This window comes from Collinsella sp. AM38-1BH, assembly GCF_003467545.1.
Taxonomy (GTDB): domain Bacteria; phylum Actinomycetota; class Coriobacteriia; order Coriobacteriales; family Coriobacteriaceae; genus Collinsella.
Map to the genome: position 1 here is coordinate 236,700 of NZ_QSHC01000001.1, position 20,881 is coordinate 257,580.

At 58.4% G+C, this 20,881-nt stretch carries 16 protein-coding genes; 5 read left to right on the top strand and 11 right to left on the bottom strand.

From position 1 onward, the window contains the following. Positions 1-481 precede the first annotated feature (481 nt). The gene (locus DW870_RS00965) at positions 482-1,618 is read right to left on the bottom strand and encodes a pyridoxal phosphate-dependent aminotransferase (protein ID WP_117876623.1); all 1,137 of its coding nucleotides are present in this window, start codon (positions 1,616-1,618) and stop codon (positions 482-484) included. 93 nt (positions 1,619-1,711) lie between these two features. Between DW870_RS00965 and DW870_RS00970 the strand changes: the two genes are divergently transcribed. Beyond that, a complete protein-coding gene (locus DW870_RS00970) occupies positions 1,712-2,371 on the top strand; it encodes a hypothetical protein (RefSeq protein ID WP_117876625.1) in 660 nt (219 codons plus the stop codon). A gap of 1 nt (position 2,372) precedes the next feature. Here the strand turns inward: DW870_RS00970 and DW870_RS00975 are convergent, their stop codons facing one another. The 5 genes from DW870_RS00975 to DW870_RS00995 all read right to left on the bottom strand — a co-directional run bounded on the left by DW870_RS00975 (position 2,373) and on the right by DW870_RS00995 (position 8,133). Continuing rightward, positions 2,373-2,936, bottom strand: a complete 564-nt coding sequence (locus DW870_RS00975; protein ID WP_117876627.1) for a DNA-deoxyinosine glycosylase — start codon at positions 2,934-2,936, stop codon at positions 2,373-2,375. Positions 2,937-2,939: 3 nt separating this feature from the next. Further along, a complete protein-coding gene (locus tag DW870_RS00980) occupies positions 2,940-4,316 on the bottom strand; it encodes an alpha-amylase family glycosyl hydrolase (RefSeq protein WP_117876629.1) in 1,377 nt (458 codons plus the stop codon). Between the two features lie 153 nt (positions 4,317-4,469). Then, positions 4,470-5,666, bottom strand: coding sequence for an MFS transporter (locus DW870_RS00985; protein WP_117637617.1), 1,197 nt, complete (start codon positions 5,664-5,666; stop codon positions 4,470-4,472). 175 nt (positions 5,667-5,841) lie between these two features. Then, positions 5,842-6,594, bottom strand: a complete 753-nt coding sequence (locus DW870_RS00990; protein WP_117583083.1) for a hypothetical protein — start codon at positions 6,592-6,594, stop codon at positions 5,842-5,844. Between the two features lie 165 nt (positions 6,595-6,759). Beyond that, positions 6,760-8,133, bottom strand: coding sequence for a 6-phospho-beta-glucosidase (locus tag DW870_RS00995; protein WP_117583084.1), 1,374 nt, complete (start codon positions 8,131-8,133; stop codon positions 6,760-6,762). Between the two features lie 175 nt (positions 8,134-8,308). On the opposite strand from DW870_RS00995, the gene DW870_RS01000 reads away from it, so the two are divergent. Next, the gene (locus DW870_RS01000; RefSeq protein WP_158550125.1) at positions 8,309-9,061 is read left to right on the top strand and encodes a MurR/RpiR family transcriptional regulator; all 753 of its coding nucleotides are present in this window, start codon (positions 8,309-8,311) and stop codon (positions 9,059-9,061) included. 62 nt (positions 9,062-9,123) lie between these two features. Here DW870_RS01000 and DW870_RS01005 read toward each other — a convergent pair whose 3' ends face one another. The 4 genes from DW870_RS01005 to DW870_RS01020 all read right to left on the bottom strand — a co-directional run bounded on the left by DW870_RS01005 (position 9,124) and on the right by DW870_RS01020 (position 16,448). Next, on the bottom strand, positions 9,124-10,788 hold the full coding sequence (locus tag DW870_RS01005; RefSeq protein WP_158551292.1) for a PTS transporter subunit EIIC: 1,665 nt from the start codon (positions 10,786-10,788) through the stop codon (positions 9,124-9,126). 314 nt (positions 10,789-11,102) lie between these two features. Next, entirely contained in the window at positions 11,103-13,514 is a 2,412-nt protein-coding gene (gene feoB / locus DW870_RS01010; RefSeq protein WP_117876631.1) for a ferrous iron transport protein B, read from the bottom strand. 584 nt (positions 13,515-14,098) lie between these two features. Next, entirely contained in the window at positions 14,099-15,562 is a 1,464-nt protein-coding gene (locus DW870_RS01015; protein WP_117876633.1) for a basic amino acid/polyamine antiporter, read from the bottom strand. A 109-nt stretch (positions 15,563-15,671) separates the two neighbouring features. Beyond that, positions 15,672-16,448 carry a dimethylarginine dimethylaminohydrolase family protein gene (locus tag DW870_RS01020; protein WP_117583089.1) on the bottom strand — a complete coding sequence of 259 codons (777 nt, stop codon included), beginning with the start codon at positions 16,446-16,448 and terminating at the stop codon, positions 15,672-15,674. Positions 16,449-16,703: 255 nt separating this feature from the next. Here DW870_RS01020 and DW870_RS01025 point away from each other — a divergent pair, with 255 nt between their 5' ends. Beyond that, complete coding sequence (locus tag DW870_RS01025) at positions 16,704-17,354, top strand: GntR family transcriptional regulator (protein WP_117583090.1); 651 nt, start codon at positions 16,704-16,706, stop codon at positions 17,352-17,354. Positions 17,355-17,467: 113 nt separating this feature from the next. On the opposite strand, the gene DW870_RS01030 is transcribed toward DW870_RS01025, so the two are convergent. Beyond that, the gene (locus tag DW870_RS01030) at positions 17,468-18,370 is read right to left on the bottom strand and encodes an alpha/beta hydrolase (RefSeq protein ID WP_117876635.1); all 903 of its coding nucleotides are present in this window, start codon (positions 18,368-18,370) and stop codon (positions 17,468-17,470) included. A 244-nt stretch (positions 18,371-18,614) separates the two neighbouring features. On the opposite strand from DW870_RS01030, the gene DW870_RS01035 reads away from it, so the two are divergent. Further along, complete coding sequence (locus tag DW870_RS01035) at positions 18,615-19,178, top strand: PTS glucose transporter subunit IIA (RefSeq protein ID WP_233540370.1); 564 nt, start codon at positions 18,615-18,617, stop codon at positions 19,176-19,178. 181 nt (positions 19,179-19,359) lie between these two features. After that, positions 19,360-20,763: an asparagine--tRNA ligase gene (asnS, locus tag DW870_RS01040; protein ID WP_022093883.1), complete on the top strand. Its 1,404-nt coding sequence runs from the start codon at positions 19,360-19,362 to the stop codon at positions 20,761-20,763. Positions 20,764-20,881: the final 118 nt, after the last annotated feature.

Below are 20,881 nucleotides of genomic sequence, written 5' to 3' on the forward strand. Positions count from 1 at the left end.
GGGCACGGTCCGCCACAAGGACGTGACGGGGGCATGTCCAAAAAGAAAGCCCCCGCGCTGCATGAGCGACGGGGGCGAGAAGACATATCTACTCGACCACCTCGGCTGGCGGGAAGTCCCATTAAGCTCGCGGGTAAGACCCGTTTGCGCCGGCTGTCTCTGGCAGCGGATTCGTGCGTGAACCGAAAGTATTATGGCGGGGACCCCGGCGTCGGTCAACGGCAACCCTGGCCGCACACAATTCCACCATCTCGGTCGCGCCGCCAAAGGCCAGGCGCAAGCTTTTCGCTCGGTCAGGTCCTGGGCTCGCACGAAGGCCACATTAAGTGGCCTTCGGCTCGTGCGGAATCTACGAAAAGCTTGCGCCTGGCCTTTGGCGGCGCGACCTGTGTTGACTTTGGGGCAGCCAGGGTTGCCGTTGGCCGGCGCGCCCCACGCATAACCCTTATGTCGGTGGGCTGATGTGTTGCGTCCCTGAGGACTACAAGGTCGAAATGAAGGTGGACAGGCGGTGGAGGCCTTCGTCTAGGTCTTTGTCGGAGACGCAGTAGCTGAGGCGGACGTGGCCTTCGGTTCCGAAGCAGTCTCCCGGAACTAGGGCTACGTTTGCCTCTTTGATGGCTTTGATGCAGAAGTCTTCGCTTGTCAGGCCGAATTGTTTGATGCTGGGGAAGGCGTAGAAGGCTCCTGCGGGCTCTACTACGTCGAGGCCCATGGCGTCTAAGGCTGCGAGTACGCGTTCGCGGCGGGCTCGGTAGACTTCGAGCATGGGGGTTGGGTCGACGGTGAGGGCTCGCGTTGCGGCATCCATCTCAAAGGAGACGGCGCTCGATACTAGGTATTGGTGGGCCTTTGCGATCTCGGCGATGACGGGGGCTGCGGCTGCGAGCCAGCCCAGGCGCCAGCCGGTCATAGCCCAGGGCTTGGAGAAGCTCTCGATGACTACCGTCTGCTCACGCAGCTCCGGGTGGCGCTGGGCGAAGCGCTCGTAGCCGTCCGCATAGACCAAGCGGTTGTATACGTCGTCGCAGATTACGTAGATGCCCGCCCGGTCTGCCACGCGCGCCACGGCGTCGAGCGATGCCGCGTCAAGGATGCAGCCCGTAGGATTGTTGGGCGAGCAGATGACGATGGCTTTGGTCGCCGGCGTCACGCAAGCACGAAGTGCGTCCTCGTCAATCTGAAATTGCGCGGGCTCCGTATCCAAAAAGACCGCTTTGGCGTGATTGGCCACGACGATGCTTTCGTACAGGCCAAAGGCCGGCGTGGGGATAATGACCTCGTCGCCGGGGTTGAGCATAGCCATGAATGTTGCCGACAGCGCCTCGGTCGCACCGTCGGTCAGGATGACCTCATCGGCGGAAAACATAAGGCCCGCGTCCCCCATGTAAGCAGACAACGCCTCACGCAGGGCGGGGCGACCGTTGTTGGGCGGATAGTGCGTATCGCCGCGGCCCAGCGCGGCGGTCACCTCGGCGCTAATCACATCGGGCGTGGGAAAATCGGGCTCGCCGAGCGCGAGCGCGATGCACCCCGGGTGCTGGGCGGCGAGCGCATTGATCCGACGGATGCCTGAGGGCTTGAGCGTGGTAAGCGAGGTGTTCATGGGCAGACGCATGGCGTTCCTTTCGTAAGGGTTGCACTAGGATAGCGCGGCGGGACGCCACCAGACGGTATAACCTAAACGGAAACCAACCGGAAAGGAGGCGGCATGGAGACGACCGCACGCGGCGATGTACCAAAAACGTTGCGAACCATTGCGTATATCAGCATTCCCGATAGCGCCGATCTTGAGTTTTTGCTCTGGGACCTGCAGGATGCCATCGCCGCCTATGCTCAGCTTTCCGGCACCGCGCTCCCCCACCCGGTCGATTTAGAGGCGGATGATGCCGATGCAGTCGATGGCATGGTGCTCGCTGTTGATGATGCATTTGATGATGAGGCTATGATCACTGTCGAGCAGGTGCTCGATCGCCTTAAGAATACAGACGCGCGCGTCTATGTCGTCGTCCAGGCCCTGTCCAAAAACAACAAACAGGCGGACGAAGTCCTCGACCGCCTGTACCGGGCATGCATTCTACGTAACCTGCCATGGTGCGACGGCGTTGTCATCTGTGCCGGCAGCGGCATCGCAGCGCTTCGCCATTCCCCGCGCATGGGCCTCTTGCGTCGACCATTTTCGGAAGCGATGGACAAGCTTGTGGGCGCCGTGCGCATGGGCTGCTCCATAGAGCATGCGCAGCTGCTTGGCGGCGGCAATGCCGGTAGCGTCGATGCCGACGGCATGGTGCGCGCCAGGCCCGCCGTGCCCGCACCAATCTGGCGCGCCATCATCAAACGCCTCGGCGCCCATGTTCAATCAAGGATCTAGACTACCGTACGATCCAGTCAACGGCTTCGTGCCAACGCTCAACAAGACGTTCCAGACGCCAAGCCGCGTTAGCGGGACTAGTTGACGGCAATACGACAGCGGACAGGCCTGTCCGCTCCTGTAGATAGCGCTTATAGAGGCGCCCCGCCGTACCTCCATTACACACCACCAGCTCAATAGGCGCATTGCCCGTAATGCGCTCGATATCTGCCGGAACGACGTTTTTGATGCTCGCGTCACTCGAGCCCTTAATGTCGCAGCCCTCAATCACATCCCACAGGGCTACGCCGCCGTTCAGCAGCATGGATCGCTTGGCGGCAATCGAGACGTCGAGCGTCGCAGGCTCGCTGCCTGCCAAAGGGTCGCCCTCGTTGGGCGGCACGGGCACACCGAGACACGCGGCCATCACGCGCCAAAAGCGATTCTGAGGGTTGCCGTAATAAAAGGCATTGGCGCGCGAAAGCACCGAGGGAAACGACCCCAGCACCAAAACGCGCGAGTGCTGGTCGAACACGGGCTCAAACCCATGCTCAATATGTTGATAGCCCACGTCGGACGCAGCCATGGCCTAGGCCCTCAACAGATAGCGCACCTCGTAGGGCGCAAGCTCAAGGGAGCCCGCCAGCTCGACCGTGGGCACGCCGTCGCCAAGCAGGTCGACAAAGGACCCGTTGAGCTCGCCGGCGGCAAAGGTGTAAGGCTCGCCCACGGCGTTCACCGCCACGAGCACCGTCGCGTCGTCGCAGGCGCGCTCGAACAGCAGCTGCTTGTTCTGGATCACCACATTGCGATAGGCACCATAGTTGAGAGCACGGGCCGCCGCGTCGTCGGCCGAGCGAAGGTGCGCAAGCTGCGTGATGAACGCCGTCATCTCGTTGGGCGCAGGCTCATCGAGCGCAGGGCGCAGCGCCCAGTCGCCATCGGAGCCGCCCTTTTCGCCAGCAATTCCCCACTCGCTGCCATAGTAGACGCACGGGATGCCCGGCATGCCAAAGAGCATGCCATAGGCGGGACGCAGGCACGACTTGTCGGTGAGGATGCTTGCCAGGCGCGGCACGTCGTGGTTGTCGACAAACGACAGCAGGTGCTTGCCGCGGTAGATGCACCAAGGGTCGCCGCCAAACTGACGGTGCAGCGAGTGCGCGATCTCGAACATATTGACCGAGTTAAAGCTGGAGTACAGGCCCTTGTAGCACTCGTAGTTGATGCAGGAGTCGAGCATCTCGTCGTTGACGATCTGGTTGTAGTCGCCGTGGAGCGTCTCGCCGATCAGCACAAAGTCGGGCTTGAGCTCACGGGCAAAGGCGTGCAGGCGGCGCATAAAGTCGCGGTCGAGCATATAGGCAACGTCCAGGCGCAGGCCGTCAACGCCAAAGACGTCGGCCCAACGGCGCACAGACTCGAGCAGGTAATCGACCACAGCGGGATTTTGCAGGTTGAGCTTCACAAGCTCAAAATGGCCTTCCCAGCCCTCGTACCAAAAGCCATCGCCATAGCAGGAGTCGCCGTCAAAGCTAATGTGGAACCAATCCTTGTAGGGCGAGTCCCACTTGCGCTCCTGCACATCGCGGAAGGCCCAAAAGCCACGACCGACGTGGTTGAAGACGGCATCAAGCACCACGCGGATGCCATGGGCGTGCAGCGTGTCGCATACGGCGGCAAAGTCGGCGTCCCCACCCAGGCGACGGTCGATATGGCGCAGGCTGCGCGTGTCGTAGCCATGGCTATCGGACTCAAGCGGAGGGTTGATCAGCACGGCACCGATACCGAGCTCCTGCAGGTAATCGGCCCATTGGGCGATTTTCATGATGGGGGCATCGGGATTGGACGCGGTACCAGCAGCTTGGGAGAGCTCGTCCTCGGCAACGGGCGCGACGTTCTCGCGCGGAGCTCCGCAAAAGCCCAGCGGATAGATCTGGTAGAACGTCGTCTCGTATGCCCACATAGCAACCTCCCGGTAAGCCCAACACAACGACATCCATTGTATGCCCAGCTTGTATCCTCTTCCCCAAAATAAGTTGCGGTGGAATAGTTCCTGCTTTGGCCTTCAGAGGCCTTAAACAGGAACTATTCCACCGCAACTGATGAGAGGACGTGATTAGGCAACGGGTTTGGCACGGCGTATGGCCGGGAACAGTACGGTGATGGCGAGGATGACGCCCACGACGGTAATCGCCCCGCCCACGAAGCCAATCCAAGCGATACCGGGACCCGAAACCACGGCTCCGCCGATCGCGGTGCCCGTGCCGATACCAAGGTTAAACAGGCCCGAGAAGATCGACATGGCGACGGCCGACGAGTCCGCCGGCGTGTACTTGATGAGCTCGGCCTGAAACGCCACGTTAAAGGCCGTGGCGCAGCAGCCCCATAGTGCGCAGACGGCAAGCACCAACACGAGCGCCGAGGCTGCGGGGGCCATAAGCAGCAGAGCCACCGGCACGCCGGAGAGCGTGATAGCCAAGAACGGGAAGCGATGCCCATCGAACAGGCGGCCAAACAGCCAGCTTCCGAGCAGACCAGAACAGCCAAACGCCGTCAGCGTCATGGTGATGGCACCCGCATCGACGTGCGCGACCTGCGCCAGGAAGGGCTCGATATAGCTGTAGCTTGCGTAATAGCCGGTCGCCATAAAGACCGTGACCGCGTAGAGCGCGATCAGGAACGGGTTCTTGAGCAGCTCGGGCAGCTGCTTAACGGTAAAGCGCTCACCCGCCGGCATGGCCGGGAACACCGCTGCCTGGTACACCACCGCGGCGGCAGAGAAAACCCCGACCACGGCAAACGTCATGCGCCAGCCCACGGCCAGGCCGATGGCACGACCGAGGGGCAGGCCGAAAATCTGCGCGATAGACGAGCCCGTGGCGATCATGCTGATGGCGAGCGCCCCGTGGCGGGCGTCAACCAGGCGCGAGGCCATAATCGAGGCGACCGACCAGAACACGGCATGTGCGCAAGCGACCACCAGGCGCGCACAGACCAGGATGGGATATGTCGGTGCCACAGCGGACAGGAACTGACCCAGAGAAAACACGGCGAGCACGCCGAGCAGCATCCACTTGAACTCAAAGCGCGAGGCAAACACCATGAGTGGCAGCGACAGCAGCATGACGCCCCAAGCATAGACCGAGATCATGATGCCTGCCTGGGCCTCGGTGAGCGAGAACGATGCGGCGATATCAGTCAGAAGGCCGATGGGCATAAACTCCGACGTGTTGAACACGAACGCGCAGCAGGCGAGCCCGATAAGCGGGAGCCACTGACTGAGTGCGATACCACCTTGCTTTGTTTGAGCCATATAGGAAAACCTCTCCGATCATCTAGAGCGGTGGGCGATTATAGCAATGAGAAGTCTATAAAATGAGCAACAAAAGAATTCTTGGAAAACGATCGTTAACAGATGGCGCGCCAATTCTGCTTAGAAAGCAAGGTACGCAGAAACTCAATGTCGAAAACGCGGCTTCATCTTCGGGCTATCGCGCCTGCTCGGATACGCACAAGGACACCCCCATGAGCACGTCAATTTCGAGCCAACTCGCAACCGCACAATGAACTAGCAAAAGCAGCATATAAGCAAACGCCCCATAATAAAGTCCCTCATGTACAAGCGCCGTCACTGAAAGTGCCGACGGCAGCGCCGCACTCGAAACTACCCATCCAACAAGAACCTGGATAGCGCAACTTGCAACCAGGTTCCATGCCACCAGCAGCGTTGCGGGACGCGCGATTTCCCTGCAGGAGGAACGAAGCACCGTGACCGAACGCATGATGTAGCGTGGTGCAAACCGAATGCCTCGTAGTCCCCTCTGCTCCACGTCCGCATCTTCAATTAACACGAATACGAACGACGCGGAAAGAAGCGTCACGATTACTGCCACCACAAGCGAGCACAACACCCCGAGCTGGCTGCTCGCAAGCGAGGCAAAGACTACAATTGCCGATAAAATCAAGTGAACCAAATAAATTAGCAGCGCCCCAGAAATCTGGAGGGGAACCGTCGAGGCCAAGAGATAAACCGGAGGGGTTCGAGCAGGTTGCACCGTCTCTTTGGACCGGTCGACGGCAAATAATGAAAAAGCCACATTCGATAGAAGCAGGTTTAAAAAGGCCGCGACCACAGTGCAAATAAGCGTAATGGACGGATTGATATAGGCGAGCTCAGTTGCAACGTTTGATACACCAATTTGAAGCGCGCTCATAACAAACAAGGGGATATATAACGCCATCGTGCAGCCACTCCGGCATCCCTTCGCCCGATCGCCCGATTCCAGAAAGACATTGAAGTTCTCTCGCAAGTTCACTCTATACCCGTTTTCTTACTAGGCAGGGCGAACGAGCGCCAATATAAACGCCGGTCCGCCCATCCATGATTTCTAGTTTTAACGTCCAGACTAGTCTGTCCAGCCGTCGATGTAGTCGCGGTTAAGCTCAAAGTACTGCGCGGCGATGTCTTTCGCCAAGGAGTACGAATTAACGAGCGGGTGCATCGCGAGGCTCTCGACAATGTCGCGCTTCGATCGGTTAACGATGCCACGCGCCACGGTGCGCTCGTAGTACTTGACGCGACGAATCAATTCGAGGTTTCCCGCGGGCACAGAATCGGCTTCGACGCGATGCGGTACACAGCCATCGGTGGAGATATCGCACGTTGACTCGATGACATCTGTATCGAGAAGGCCGGGGATGGCGCCATTGTTGGGGGTGCACAGGATCATCTGCTGCGTCTTGCCAGAGCGAGCAATATCCATGAAACGGAGCGCAACACCTGCGTATCCGCCAGCATCTTTGCCGTACACGTCAAACGTCCACGGCTTGTCGCGGTGAATACCTGTCTCGGCCGCCATGTAGTTGTTTTCGCGCATTCCGTACCACTTCTCAAAGCACGCGAGGCCCTTTTCGAAGTCGTTCTCAATATCGATAGATGCAAGCTCGCTCGTCATTTCTCGATTAATTTCTTCGATTAGTTCGCCGCGCGTCTGGGGCGAAGAGAGAACGTTGGCAACGGCGCGCTCGCGATAGTAGAAATAGTATAGGTACTCATTTGGCACGCATCCGCGATTTAGAACGAGATCCTTCTCGAAGAACCTAAGATCCGTATGAGCATATGCCCCGTCGTCGTGGATCAAGTCGGGCATGATGTCCTCGCCGTCAACCGTCACATTGCGGAAGAACGAGAGGTGGTTGAGTCCATAGCACTCGCCCTGAACCGATGCGGGATCAACGCCTTTATACTCGGCAAACTGATGCAACATGCCCGAGGGGGCATCGCAAATGCCATAAGTAAAATCGTAGCCCATATCGCGTAAGGCCTGAGATACGACGCCGGCGGGATTAGTAAAGTTAAACACCTTGACGCCCGGCTTTGCGTACTTCTTGATTAACTCGCAATACGAAGCAAGCGCAGGGACGGAGCGCATGGCAAAAGACACGCCGGCTGCGCCAGTCGTCTCTTGGCCAAGAACCCCATGTGAGAGAGCAATGCGCTCATCGCGAACGCGCATATGGTCCCCACCGACGCGAATCGTCGTGATCACGTAATCGGCGTCCTTAACGGCCTCGACTGCATCGCCCGTCAGTGAAAAATTAAGCGTGGGGCAAAGCATGCCCGAGACATGGGCGGCAAGGCCACCGTAGATGCGCAGCTTCTCGGGATCATTGTCCATAAACACAAGTTCATCGATTCCAAGCGATGACGCCTGCTGGGCTATGCTCTTTGCCAAAAACATGGAGCGGACGCCACCGCCGCCTATGACCGTAAGTTTCATATCGAAACCCCCAATTAGCACATTCAATATTGCATGGTTCGCCTGTGTATGGATATTGTATCCAGCATGGAGGGCCGCTTCCCGCCCCGGCTGCAAGGCGGGAAAGGAATTCCCCAAGGAGTTATTATTTACGCAACGGAAGCGGCCACACACGTCCGGCGGGAAGGGAGCACCGATGGTTGATAAAAAGCAGATTTCCAAGCTCTACTCAGCCGCAAAGCTATCCGAAACCGAGCAAAGCGTACTCGAATACCTGCTCAACAATATCGACACCCTCGATGATATTGGCATAAAACCCGTCGCCATGGCATGCTTTACCAGCATGACGACAGTCATCAGGCTTTCGAAAAAGCTCGGCTACCGTGGCTACCGCGAAATGATGTACGATCTCAAGCACCTTCAGCATGTCTCCCGCGAAATGAATCAATCACTCAAAGACAGTAGCGTCCACTTCGTATGCCACACCGGAGATGTAGACGTATTCATCGCCGCACTGCATCGCAACAGAATGATCGGAGTAAACGGAGAGGGCTTCTCACGCATCGTTGCGCAGTACATGGCGACCAAGCTCGTTGGACTTGGCTTTTTGGCCGTCATACAGGACTTCCTAGAAACCGATCAGTTTGTCGAATCCAACCGAAATACGCTCAGCTGCATGATGCTCATATCCAAATCGGGCCAGACAGAAGCCATCCTGGAAACCGCAAGGGCATGCCACGACGCGGGCATTACGACCCTCGCGTTTACCGGCAACGAAGACAGCGAGCTCGCCAAGACGGCAGACGCGATCTTTACGATACATGACGATCACCCAATGGATCTTAAGAACGTTAAGCCTAACTGCTTTACCGGAAGTTGTATTCTCGCATTCGAAGAACTATTGAGTATCTGCCTTGACAATCTAAAACAAGAAGGCTTGGCTCCCTAAATCATGCGATAGGAAGCCAAGCCCTGGAATTGCGCTATGCAATTGAAAGCCACTTGCGCGTTTTACTCGTCACCGAGAACTTCGTGCACCTCAGAAGCGACTTCGCCGACACGAGGACCGTAAATGACCTGGATTGCCTTGTCGCTCAGGCGGATAACGCCCATAGCTTCAAGATTCTTGGTGAACACCTCGTCGTCTGCAACCTTAGAACCATCCTTGACAATCACGCGAAGACGTGAGATGCAGTTGTCAAGATCATCAATGTTGTCGGCTCCACCAAGCGCTTCGACAATGCCAACAGCAAGCGCGCTGTCCTTGGTCGCACGGCCCTGGACTGCCTTCTCGGGAGTGCTATCAGACTCGCCCTTTGCCTCAGCGGCCTTTGCCTCGAACTCGGCTCTGCTGTTGATCAACTCAATATCGTCACCATCGTCTCGACCGGGCGTCTTGATATCGAACTTAGTAATAAAGAACCGGAAGAGGAAGAAAGCTGCCAGGAAAAAGGCGGGGAGCAGAATAAGGTACGGAAGCAGATTAAGCTTCTCGGGGCGGAATAAGAATGGGATCAGGTCCTTGATATTTCCCTGGTACACCGAAACGCCCATTGCCTCCGAGAGAACTTCACCCAGTCCGGAAAGCGGAGCGTAAACGCCAAAGTAGAGCCAGGGGGCGGCAAACAGGAACGTAAAGAGAATAGGCTCCGTAACGCCAAAGAAAACAGTCGAAATCACTGTGGGGATTAAAAGACCAGCAACCTTCTTGCGGTTCTGGGGCTTGGCACAAGACCACATAGCAAGGGCGATGCCCGGGAACAACGCGTAATCGTTAATGCCATAGCCAGCCATGAAGGCCCTAACCAAGAGCTTGTCGCTACTGGGAGAAGCGAGCTGTGCAAGCTGAATAGCGCTATTGCCCACCACGCGCGTTCCGTCGACGACCATGGAGCCGCCAAGCTCAGTCCAATACATGGGCGTCTCGAGCAGCGGATGCAAGCCAAACGGCACAAGGCTCTCGAGCACCCAGCGATAGACAAACGTACCGACCAGACCGGAGCCTTTCACGAACGTCGCAATACCCGAGAAGCATCCACCGATGACGGGCCAAACGAAGTACATGATGCCGCCCAGGACGCCACCGGCGACCAGCGATACAATGGGAACCGTTCGACTGCCCGCAAAAAACGCCAGCGCCGTTGGAAGCTTGGTCTTGTAAAAACGGCCGGTGATCCAGGCGACCAGGCAGCCCACGATAATGCCGCCAAAGACACCAGAGCTGTAGCCAAAAAAGCCGAGCGAGGTAGTGTAGAGTGCGGACTGCTCACTCGCCTGAATGGACGTAAGGCCGACCTTCTGAAGAGCTTCCACCGTTGTATTGTCGGCAGCCAAGCCAGCTGCTCCAAGCAGAATCTCAACCGTCTTGAGCATGGTGAGATAGCAGACAAGGGCAGAAAAGGCAGCCCAGCCCTTCTCTTTGCGAGACAAGGAGAAGGCGCAGCCGACGGCAAACAAAACACCGAGGTTTCCAATGATTACCTCGCCGAGACCCTTAAATACCGAGAAGAACGTAAAGAGCGGCGAAGCGGCATACCAGTCCCAATTAACGCCAAGGGACACAAGGGTCAGTTCGGTCGTAAAAACGCTACCGATACCCAAAAAGAGACCGGAAATGGCAATGAGCGTAATCGGAACGAGCATTGCCTTTCCGAACGATTGGAATTTTTCTTTCATCAATTCCCTCCTCAATGAGCCTCTACAAACGACTATTGCACCCCACGTCCCCACACAGGCGAAACGGAAGACATGTTCGGCAATAGACACAAAGTGATTGTAGAAAGGGGCACACAAAATGCGCATCGGCATCGCGTAATGCGGTTAAATCGACCGACGATTGCAAGTATTTACGAATCCGTAAACGGCAGCAAATAGGCAGCGAACGGCAACCTGCAGCGTAGGACAGTCCCCGCAGGCCGAAAATTACCGGTATTTTGGCTCATATTTATTGAATTGTTGCTCGCCCAAAAGCGCGGAGCATCAACGCGCCCCTAAGCCAACCCCAGCAATATGCCCGCCGAATGCACGACAAACGCCACGATCCAGGCGACCGTCACCTGAAACGCGAATACGGCCACGGCATAGCGCGCGCCCAACTCGCTCTTGACGGCGCCGATGGACGCCACGCAAGGCGGGTACAGCAGCGTAAAGACCAAGAACACGTAGACGGTAAACGGCGAAAACATGGCTGACAGTGCCGCGGGAGAGGTTGCGCCCAAAAGCACCGTGAGCGTCGAGATGACGCTCTCCTTGGCAATAAGTCCCGTGACGAGTGCCGTCGAGGCGCGCCAGTCGCCAAAGCCGAGCGGGGCCAACACCGGTGCGATGATGCTACCCAGACCGGCAAGCAGGCTTTGCGACTGGTCGGCGACCACGTTAAAGCGGATATCGAACGTCTGCAGGAACCAGATGACCACCGTAGCGGCAAAGATAATGGTAAAGGCCTTGGTAATAAAGTCCTTGGCCTTATCCCATGCCAGCATCACCGTCGTCTTGGCGCTCGGCAGGCGGTAATTGGGGAGCTCCATGATAAACGGCACCGGATCGCCCTTAAATGCCGTACGGTTGAGCACCAAAGCCGCAATGCAACCAACCGCAATACCAATCAGATAGAGCGAGACCATGGCGGGAACCGTCGCCTGTGGGAAAAACGCCCCGCACAGCAAGCCGTAAACCGGCAGCTTGGCCGAGCAGCTCATGAACGGTGTGAGCATGACGGTCATCTTGCGGTCGTGCTCGGATGGGAGCGTACGGGTCGACATGATAGCCGGCACGGTGCAGCCAAAACCGACGAGCATGGGCACAAAGCTGCGGCCCGACAGGCCAAAGCGACGCAGCACCTTATCCATGACAAAGGCCACGCGTGCCATGTATCCGGAATCTTCCAGAATGGAGAGGAACAAGAAGAGCACGACGATAATCGGCAGGAAGGTCAGCACGCTACCCACGCCCGTAAGCACGCCGTCGACAGCCAGCGAGCGCACCACGTCGTTGGTTCCGAACGCCTTGAGGCCCGCATCGGCCGAGGCGATGATGGCAGCGATACCGTCCTCCATGAGTCCCTGCAACGCCGCGCCGATCACGCCAAACGTCAGCCAAAAGACGAGGCCCATGATCACCAGAAACGCCGGAATGGCTGTGTAACGACCTGTCAGGATGCGGTCAATCTTGACGGAGCGCACGTGCTCGCGGCTTTCGTGCGGCTTGACGACGCAACGCCCGCACACGTCGCCGATAAAGCTAAAACGCATATCGGCCAACGCAGATAGGCGGTCGGTGCCGGCCTCGCCCTCCATCTGGGTAATGATGTGCTCGATAGCGTCGAGCTCATTGCGATCCAGGTGAAGCGCCTCGGTTACCAGCTCATCGCCCTCGACCAGCTTGGTCGCCGCAAAACGCACGGGAATGTGCGCCGTCGCGGCATGGTCCTCGATAAGGTTGGCGATGCCGTGGATGCAGCGATGCAGCGCACCGCCGTCTGGACCATCGGGTGCGCAAAAGTCCAGGCGACCGGGGCGCTCGCGGAACCGCGCCACGTGCAAGGCATGATCCACCAGCTCGCCGATACCCTCGTTGCGGGCAGCGCTAATGGGGACAACAGGCACGCCCAACAGGCTCTCGAGCAGATTGACGTCCACGGCGCCGCCGTTGGCCGTCACCTCGTCCATCATGTTGAGCGCGATGACCATGGGGCGGTCGAGCTCCATAAGCTGCAGCGTCAGGTACAGGTTACGTTCGATGTTGGTGGCGTCGATGATGTCGATGATGGCATCCGGGCGCTCGTCGAGAATGAACTGACGGCTCACGACCTCTTCGCCTGTGTACGGCGACAGGGAGTAAATGCCAGGCAGGTCGGTAACGCTCGCCTCGGGATGATTACGGATGGTGCCATCTTTGCGGTCGACCGTCACGCCGGGAAAGTTACCGACGTGCTGGTTGGAGCCCGTCAGCTGGTTGAACAGCGTGGTCTTGCCGCAGTTTTGGTTACCGGCAAGGGCAAAATGCAGCGGTGCGCCCTCGGGCACGGCCGTTTTTGCCGCACGGGGCGAATACGTCCCCTCGCCCAGGGCCGGATGCTCCGTCGTGCCGATTGCGGCGTTAACGCGCGGGCCGGTATCGGTGTCGTGCACATCCACGAGCTCAATGCGTGCGGCATCGTCCTTGCGCAGCGTCAACTCGTAGCCACGCAGGCGAATCTCGAGCGGGTCGCCCATGGGGGCGTACTTCATCATGGTGACTTCGGTGCCCGGCGTTAGACCCATGTCCAAAATATGCTGTCGGAGTGCCTGATCGTCCGATGCCACCGATGCGACAACGGCGTCCTTTCCAATCTCGAGTGTATCGAGCTTCACGTCCGTGTTCCTCCCCCGGCGCCCACAGGGCGTTGTATTTATGTTCACCATGGCTAACCGTTTGCCATGGCTAACCAATTTTAACCATGCATGATAACGCGAACACGCAACGACGTTCAATCGACAGATTGTTGCAAGGGGGATTCTGGGTCATTGCTTCCCAGACGGGCCTGCTGCGGAAACCGAATCCCACTCCGGAACACCTAAACGGGATGGGCTTTCCGGTTGAAGCATCTAGCGGAAACTGCAGCCCGGAATCGGCGCTCAGACTGGGATGCAATTTCCCAATGGGGCCCTCGGGGAAACTGCGGCCCGGAATCTGCTCTCGAAACGGGACGTGGTTTCCCCGAGGACCGAAGCAGCCGCCCGCCCCTCGACAAAATGATCTGTTCCCTCCGTCGTATACGGAACGTCCAAGGAGTGTCCCAGGGTGCCGGCACAATAGGAACGTCCCCAGCTGCTGGCAGCATTTCGCCGCAACAGCAAAAGCCCGCGCTGGCAACAAATGTCACCTGCGCGGGCTTGGTGGGCGCTCCCAAAGGCACGTTATAGAGACCCACATCAGTTATGGAGTGCCAAGCAGCACCGACACGCGATGCCCGCCGGCTTACCAAACAATGAAACTCGCCATAGTCTTAGACTATCGGCGCAATGCCGGCAAAGTGCAGATACAGCGAGATGACCGCCACGACAATGACCACCGCTGCGATCAGCTTGTCGTGCAGGTGCGGAAGTACCGGCTTACCGCGACCTCGCTCGCCCAGCATATAAACGGGAATGGCCGGAGCAAAAAGGATCGTCGTGATCATGACGCCCTGGAGGCCCGTCGACCACACAAGGAACAATGTGTAAATGAAGCCGAGCGTGCCGAAGAATCGCGCCTTGCCGACGCTTGGCGCATGCGGTCCGTCCAGATGCTCCTTCTTCCAACCAATCACCATGTAATAGGCAGCCGAGCAGACATACGGAACCAGAATCGTGTTAACCGCGCAGCTATAGAAGAACTGGTAGGTGCTCGCCGCCACATACGACACGATCAAGAAGAGCTGCGTGATTCCGGAGCTCACGAGAATCGTCACCACCGGGGCATCATGCTTGTTCGTCTTAGCAAACGCCAGCGGGAAGGAACCCTGGCGCGCCGCCTCGAACGGCGTCTCGGAAGCGATGATGACGTAGCCCAGCATCGCGCCGACCAGCGAGAGGATAACGCCAAGGTTTACGATGGCAGCACCAACCGGACCGATTGCGCACTCGAGAATTCCCGCCATGGAGGGCGTTGCGAGCTGTGCCATCTCCTCGCGCGGCATAATGCCGAGCGACAGCATCGAGATGATCAGATACAGCGTGAATACAGCCGCAAATCCGAGCGCCGTCGAGCGGCCGACGTCACGCACGTACTTAGCACGGCCCGAGATAACGACAGCGCCCTCGATGCCCGTGAAGACCCAGACAAGGGCGATCATGGTCGAGACAACCTGCTCGCCAAAGCCAGGACCAGCCGGCTCTCCCCAGAAGTTGTCCATAAAGATATCGACGTTGAACTTACCCAGGAGCACGATACTCAGCACAAAGAGCCCCAGCGGCACCAGCTTCGCCAACGTGACGATCGTGTTAATGCCCGCAGCCTCCTTAACACCACGAAGCACAAGGGCGGTAAGGAACCACAAAAACACGCTGGCGCAGACGATGGAAAGCAGGTTGTTACCCGCGCCAAACGCAGGGAAGAAATAGCCCAGCGCGCTAAACAGCAAGAGCGCGAAGCTCACGTTGGAAAGACATGCGCTGATCCAGTAGCCCCAGGCGGAGTTGAATCCAATGTAATCGCCAAAACCGGCCGCAGCGTATGCATAGATGCCGCCGGTCAGGTCGGGACGGGCCTGAGACAAACCGTTGAACACCATCATCAGTGCAAAGACGCCAATGAAGCAAATTCCCCACGAGACGATAACCGCACCGGTATTTGCCCCGCCTGCTGCCATATCGCCGGCAAGCGAAAAGATGCCGCCACAAATACTGGCGGTAATGACCATCATGGTCAGACGGAAGAGATCGAGGCCATTAGGGTCGATAATCTCTTCATTTTGAGCTTTAGAGGCCATTGTATGTGCACCCCCTTCATCATGTGATCGAACGAAAGATGGCCCGGACGTCCCGAATCGGGTGCCGGGCCATCGGTCAAGCGATCATCAGACTGTTACAGCTATCGCGTTAGAAGCGCAGCGACAGGCAAGAAAGGCCGCCGTCGACCTTGCGATACTCGGAGGTGTCGACGACGAGTGTCTTGTAGCCCAGATCCTGCACGGCCTTGAGCACAGTCGGATAGCCCTCGGCAACGATGACCGTACCGTTGACCCAGATGCAGTTGGCGCCGTACGCCTCGTCCTCGGGCACGACGATCTTGTTGTACTGGGCAAAGTCGGGCTTATCGATGAACTCACCAGAGACGAGCATGTTGTTGTCCTCTATGTAGTTGACGCCCGTCTTGAGGTGCAGGACCTCCTCCAGCGGAACCTCAGAACCCTCGAGGCCCCAGCCCTCGAGAATCTCACAGAACTGGCGAATGCCCTCTTCGTTGGTACGAGCGGAGCGACCGACGTAGAAATGGTCACCGACCATCATGACGTCGCCGCCGTCAAGCGTGCCCGGAGAAACGATGTGCTTGACATGCTCGTCGTCAAAGAAGCGACGGACGGCCGGCTCAATCTCGTCCTTCTCGCCGTTGCGGCTATCGGCGCCGGGGTTGGTAATGATGGCGCCGCAGCGAGTGATAACGGCCGGATCTTCGACGAAGCAGCTGTCGGGATACTGCTCGAGTGCCGGCAGCACCGACACGTCAACGCCGCACTGCTCGAGCGCATGCTCGTAATCGTAGTGCTCCTCGATGGCGCGCTCGTAGATGGGCTGGCCAAGCTCGGGGGCACTCGTGATGCCATTGCTCAGGGACTTGCCGGGGCGGCGGATGATGACGTGGCTGAACTTGGTCATGATGATCCTCCTTGGATCTCTTAGCAGAGAGCGGGACTTCTTCGCGCCCGCCTTCCTTTCGATGGCTTTATCTTAGGGCGGTTTTCCTGTTTTGTATATTGTATACAATCCTGAACGGTAGGTATTCTTCGGTAAGCGTATTCTTACGCATCGGCGCAAAGTAGCATGATTTAGCTGGTCGTTCTATAATTCAACTGAGCTATTCAAGTGAAACGTATTTGCTTTTAGAAATATACCGTTAAGGAACATAGGCTCATGGAAACGCTCAGAAAGCCCCTGAAGGACCACGTATACGACTATATTTCGAGCCGTATTGACGCCGGCGAGCTTTCGGCCGGCGACCGGCTGAGCGAGCAGGCGATCTGCGATGCCATGGGCGTGTCGCGCACGCCGGTCCGCGAAGCGCTCATCCAGCTGGCAAGCGACGGCTACCTGGACAATCTCCCCCGCCGCGGATTCCGCGTCCGTGGGTTCGATCAGCAAAACGCCGTTGAAGTCTTTGAGATTATGGGGCCGCTCGACGGGCAGGCCGCATATCTCGCCTGTCCGAATCTAACTGACGACGATATTACGCAGCTGAAATTTCTCGTCGGCTCCATGGACCTCGCGATCCAAGGCGGTCTCATCCGTAAGTATGACGACATTCAGCGAGACTTTCACCTTACGTACTTCAACCGCTGTGGCAACGACCGTCTGCGCGATATGATCTCGCAGCTCGAGCGTTGCTTTATCAAGCGCGATTACGAGACTGTTGACCAAGAGACGGCTTGCAAACTGCTCAATAAAGCCAACAACGAACATGCTCATATTCTTGAGTTGTTCGAAGCACGAGACGCGACGGGCGTGCGCGACTACGTTCGCGATGTCCATTGGAACACGGAAAACGCCCAGTTCACCGTTTGGTAGAAATACAACAAGGAAAGCTATCAGACGCCCATCTCACGAGAGTGGATAATCCCCCGTTTTTGTCGAAAAGCAGACCAAAAAATGGGAGATTATCCACTCTCGTGCTGCGCGGTCTAGAAACCGTGGCGTTCCAAAAAGCGGAAGGCTAGGCGAATCCAGGGACGGACCGCCACCTGTTTGTCCTCGTTGTCGACCGCGGTGTTGGCGTTGCCGAGCGAAAGGCCGTGACCGCCCTGGTCAAAGACGTGCATCTCGCAAGCGACGCCCTCCTCGGCCATGCGCTGCGCAAACGGATAGACCTGCGCAATCGGCGCCGTCTTGTCGTCCGAAACGCCCCACACAAAGGTCGGGGGCATCTGGCGCGAAACGTGCGTGGTAGGGCAAATGTCGGCCAGGTGCTCATCGGTCGCCTCGCCGCCCGTCACCATCGACAGATAGTCGTTGAGCAAATCGCGCCCCGTCTTGCCACCCGTCTTGGGCACGCGCAGGTCGATGCGCGGGTCGCGCGTCTGCATATCGCGCACATAGGCAAGGTCGAGCAACGGATAGCCCAGCACCACGGCGTCGGGACGAATATCCTCCGGACGAGCCCCGGCAAGGCCCGCGAAAGGTCCGGTCTTCCACTGCGTTGCCAACGAGGCGCAGATCATGCCGCCCGCCGAGAAACCCACGACGCACACGCGCCTGGGATCGACATGCCACTCGTCGGCGTTGGCGCGCACGGTAGCGACCATCTTGGCGAGGTCCGCCTGCGGGTGCGGAAAGCTCACGTCGCCCGTAGAACTCGTGACATAGTTGAGCACAAAGGCCTGGTAGCCGCGGTCCAAAAATGCAAACGCCACCGGGTCCTGCTCGTGCGGAGCGATATGCGTAAACCCGCCTCCGCCGCAGATGATCACCGCGGGGCGGCGGCCATTGGGCTTGTCGGGCAGCCGCTCGGCACCCAGATACGTAAAGGTCGCCGGATAATCCTCGGTCGGCTCCTCGCCCCACAGCGCATGGTTCTCGACAATCATATGTGCTCCCTTCGCGCAAATTATGCGCCCTTGTTTTTCGCATCTAAGCGTACCCCAGTTGGGTGCAGGACGCAGAAACTCTCCGGCAATAAGTTTCCCTCCAACTGATATATCACATAATCCCAGCTCAGAGGTATCGCTGAGCAGCGTAGAATAGGGGGCGTTGACCAAGCCGCGAAACACATATGAAACGTTTCCGGCAAACCAAACGCGCGATATGCGCCTATTTAAGTTGGAGGCAACTATGGGTCTGCTCGATTCGCTTAAGTCCACCTTCACCTCGACCGGCGAGGCGTCCGTTCCGCCCGCAGCAAGCTTCGCCACCCGCGAAGGCGTCATCTATGCCCCCGTCAACGGCGTGCTCGTCAATCTGGACGAAGTTCCCGACGAGACGATCGCCTCGGGCATGCTTGGCCAGGGCTATGGCATCGAGCCCATTACCGACACCATCTATGCGCCCGCCAACGGCCGCATCGGCGCCACCACTGTCACCAACCACTCCATTGGCATGATCACCGAGGACGGTCTTCGCGTGTTCATCCATGTTGGCTTGGGCACCGTGGAAATGAACGGCAAGGGTTTTGCCCGCTTTGTCGAGATGGGCGATGTGGTCAAGGCAGGCCAGCCGCTCATCAGCTTCGACCGCGAGGCCATTAAGGCCGCTGGTCACGAGGACATCGTAACCGTCATCGTCTCCGAGCTCGATCGTCTTAAGAGTATCGACCATGTCGGCGAGTCTGGAACGCTTATCGGCGGCAACCCGCTCGTCAAGCTTGGCGACCCGCTGCTGGTAGCCAAGACCAAGTAGCCAGGCCCCGCGCCACACAGCCAAAAGGCACCTCGTCAAGTGCCCGCGACCATTTGGCCGCGGGCACTTTTCGTTTGAAAAACCATCCCGCCAATGCTTTATCTGTATAGCCCAAATGAGCCGAGCTGCTAAAATATCGAACTGTATGGATAACTATCATTCAACCGTTATGGGAGGATACGTGAACCGCACCAAAATCGCGCAGCTCTATGCCGATGCCGAATCGCTCGGCGGCCAGACCGTCACCGTCGCCGGCTGGGTCAAGTCCGTCCGCGACATGAAGAACTTTGGCTTTGTTACGCTCAACGACGGCAGCTGCTTCCGCGACCTGCAGGTCGTCATGAACCGCGAGGCACTCGACAACTACGACGAGATCGCCCATCAAAACGTCTCGGCCGCACTCATTTGCACCGGCACCGTCAAGCTGACCCCCGATGCGCCCCAGCCTTTCGAGCTTTCTGCCACCTCCATCGAGGTCGAGGGCACGAGCGCCCCGGATTACCCGCTGCAGAAGAAGCGCGCAACCGTCGAGTTCCTGCGCACCCAGCAGCACCTGCGCCCGCGCACCAACCTGTTCCGCGCCGTCTTCCGCATCCGCTCTGTCGCGGCTGCCGCCATCCACCGCTTCTTCCAGGAGCAGGGCTTTGTCTACGTCAACACCCCCATCATCACCACGAGTGACTGCGAGGGCGCCGGCGAGATGTTCCGCGTGACCACGCTCGACCCCAAAAATCCGCCCCTCACCGAGTCCGGCGAGGTCGACTGGAGCCAGGACTTCTTTGGCAAGCATGCAAGCCTCACCGTGTCCGGCCAGCTCAATGCCGAGAACTTTGCCATGGCCTTTGGCGACGTGTACACCTTTGGCCCCACCTTCCGCGCCGAAAACTCCAACACCACGCGCCACGCCGCCGAGTTTTGGATGATCGAGCCCGAGATGGCCTTTGCCGACCTTAACGACTATATGGATAACGCCGAGGCCATGCTCAAGTATGTCCTCAAGGACGTCATGGCAACCTGCCCCGACGAGCTCAACATGCTCAACAAGTTTGTGGACAAGGGTCTGCTCGAGCGCCTGGACCATGTCGCCAACTCCGACTTTGCCCGCGTTACCTACACCGAGGCCGTCGAGATCCTGGAGCAGGCAGTCGCTGCTGGCCACCAGTTTGATTACCCCGTCAGCTGGGGCATCGACTTGCAGACCGAGCACGAGCGCTTCCTGACCGAGGAGCACTTTAAGCGCCCGACCTTCGTGACCGACTACCCGGCCGAGATCAAGGCGTTCTACATGCGCATGAACGAGGACGGCAAGACCGTCGCCGCCGCCGACTGCCTGGTTCCCGGTATCGGCGAGATCATCGGCGGCTCCCAGCGCGAGGAGCGCCTGGATCTGCTCGAGGCCCGCATCAAGGACCTGGGCATGAATCCCGAGCAGTACAAGTACTACCTTGACCTGCGCCGCTACGGTTCCTGCAAGCACGCCGGCTACGGTCTGGGCTTCGAGCGCTTGGTCATGTACCTCACCGGCGTGGGCAACATCCGCGACGTCCTGCCGCACCCTCGCACCGTGGGTAACGCCGACTTCTAATCGTCGGACGCCAGCTCGCATCGCCACACGCCGACGCTCATCGCATAAGCGTCTCTCGACATCGGTCGAGAGACGCTTTTTTCAACAGCATCCGTCAAGCTTTTGGCAAGTTTTTGGT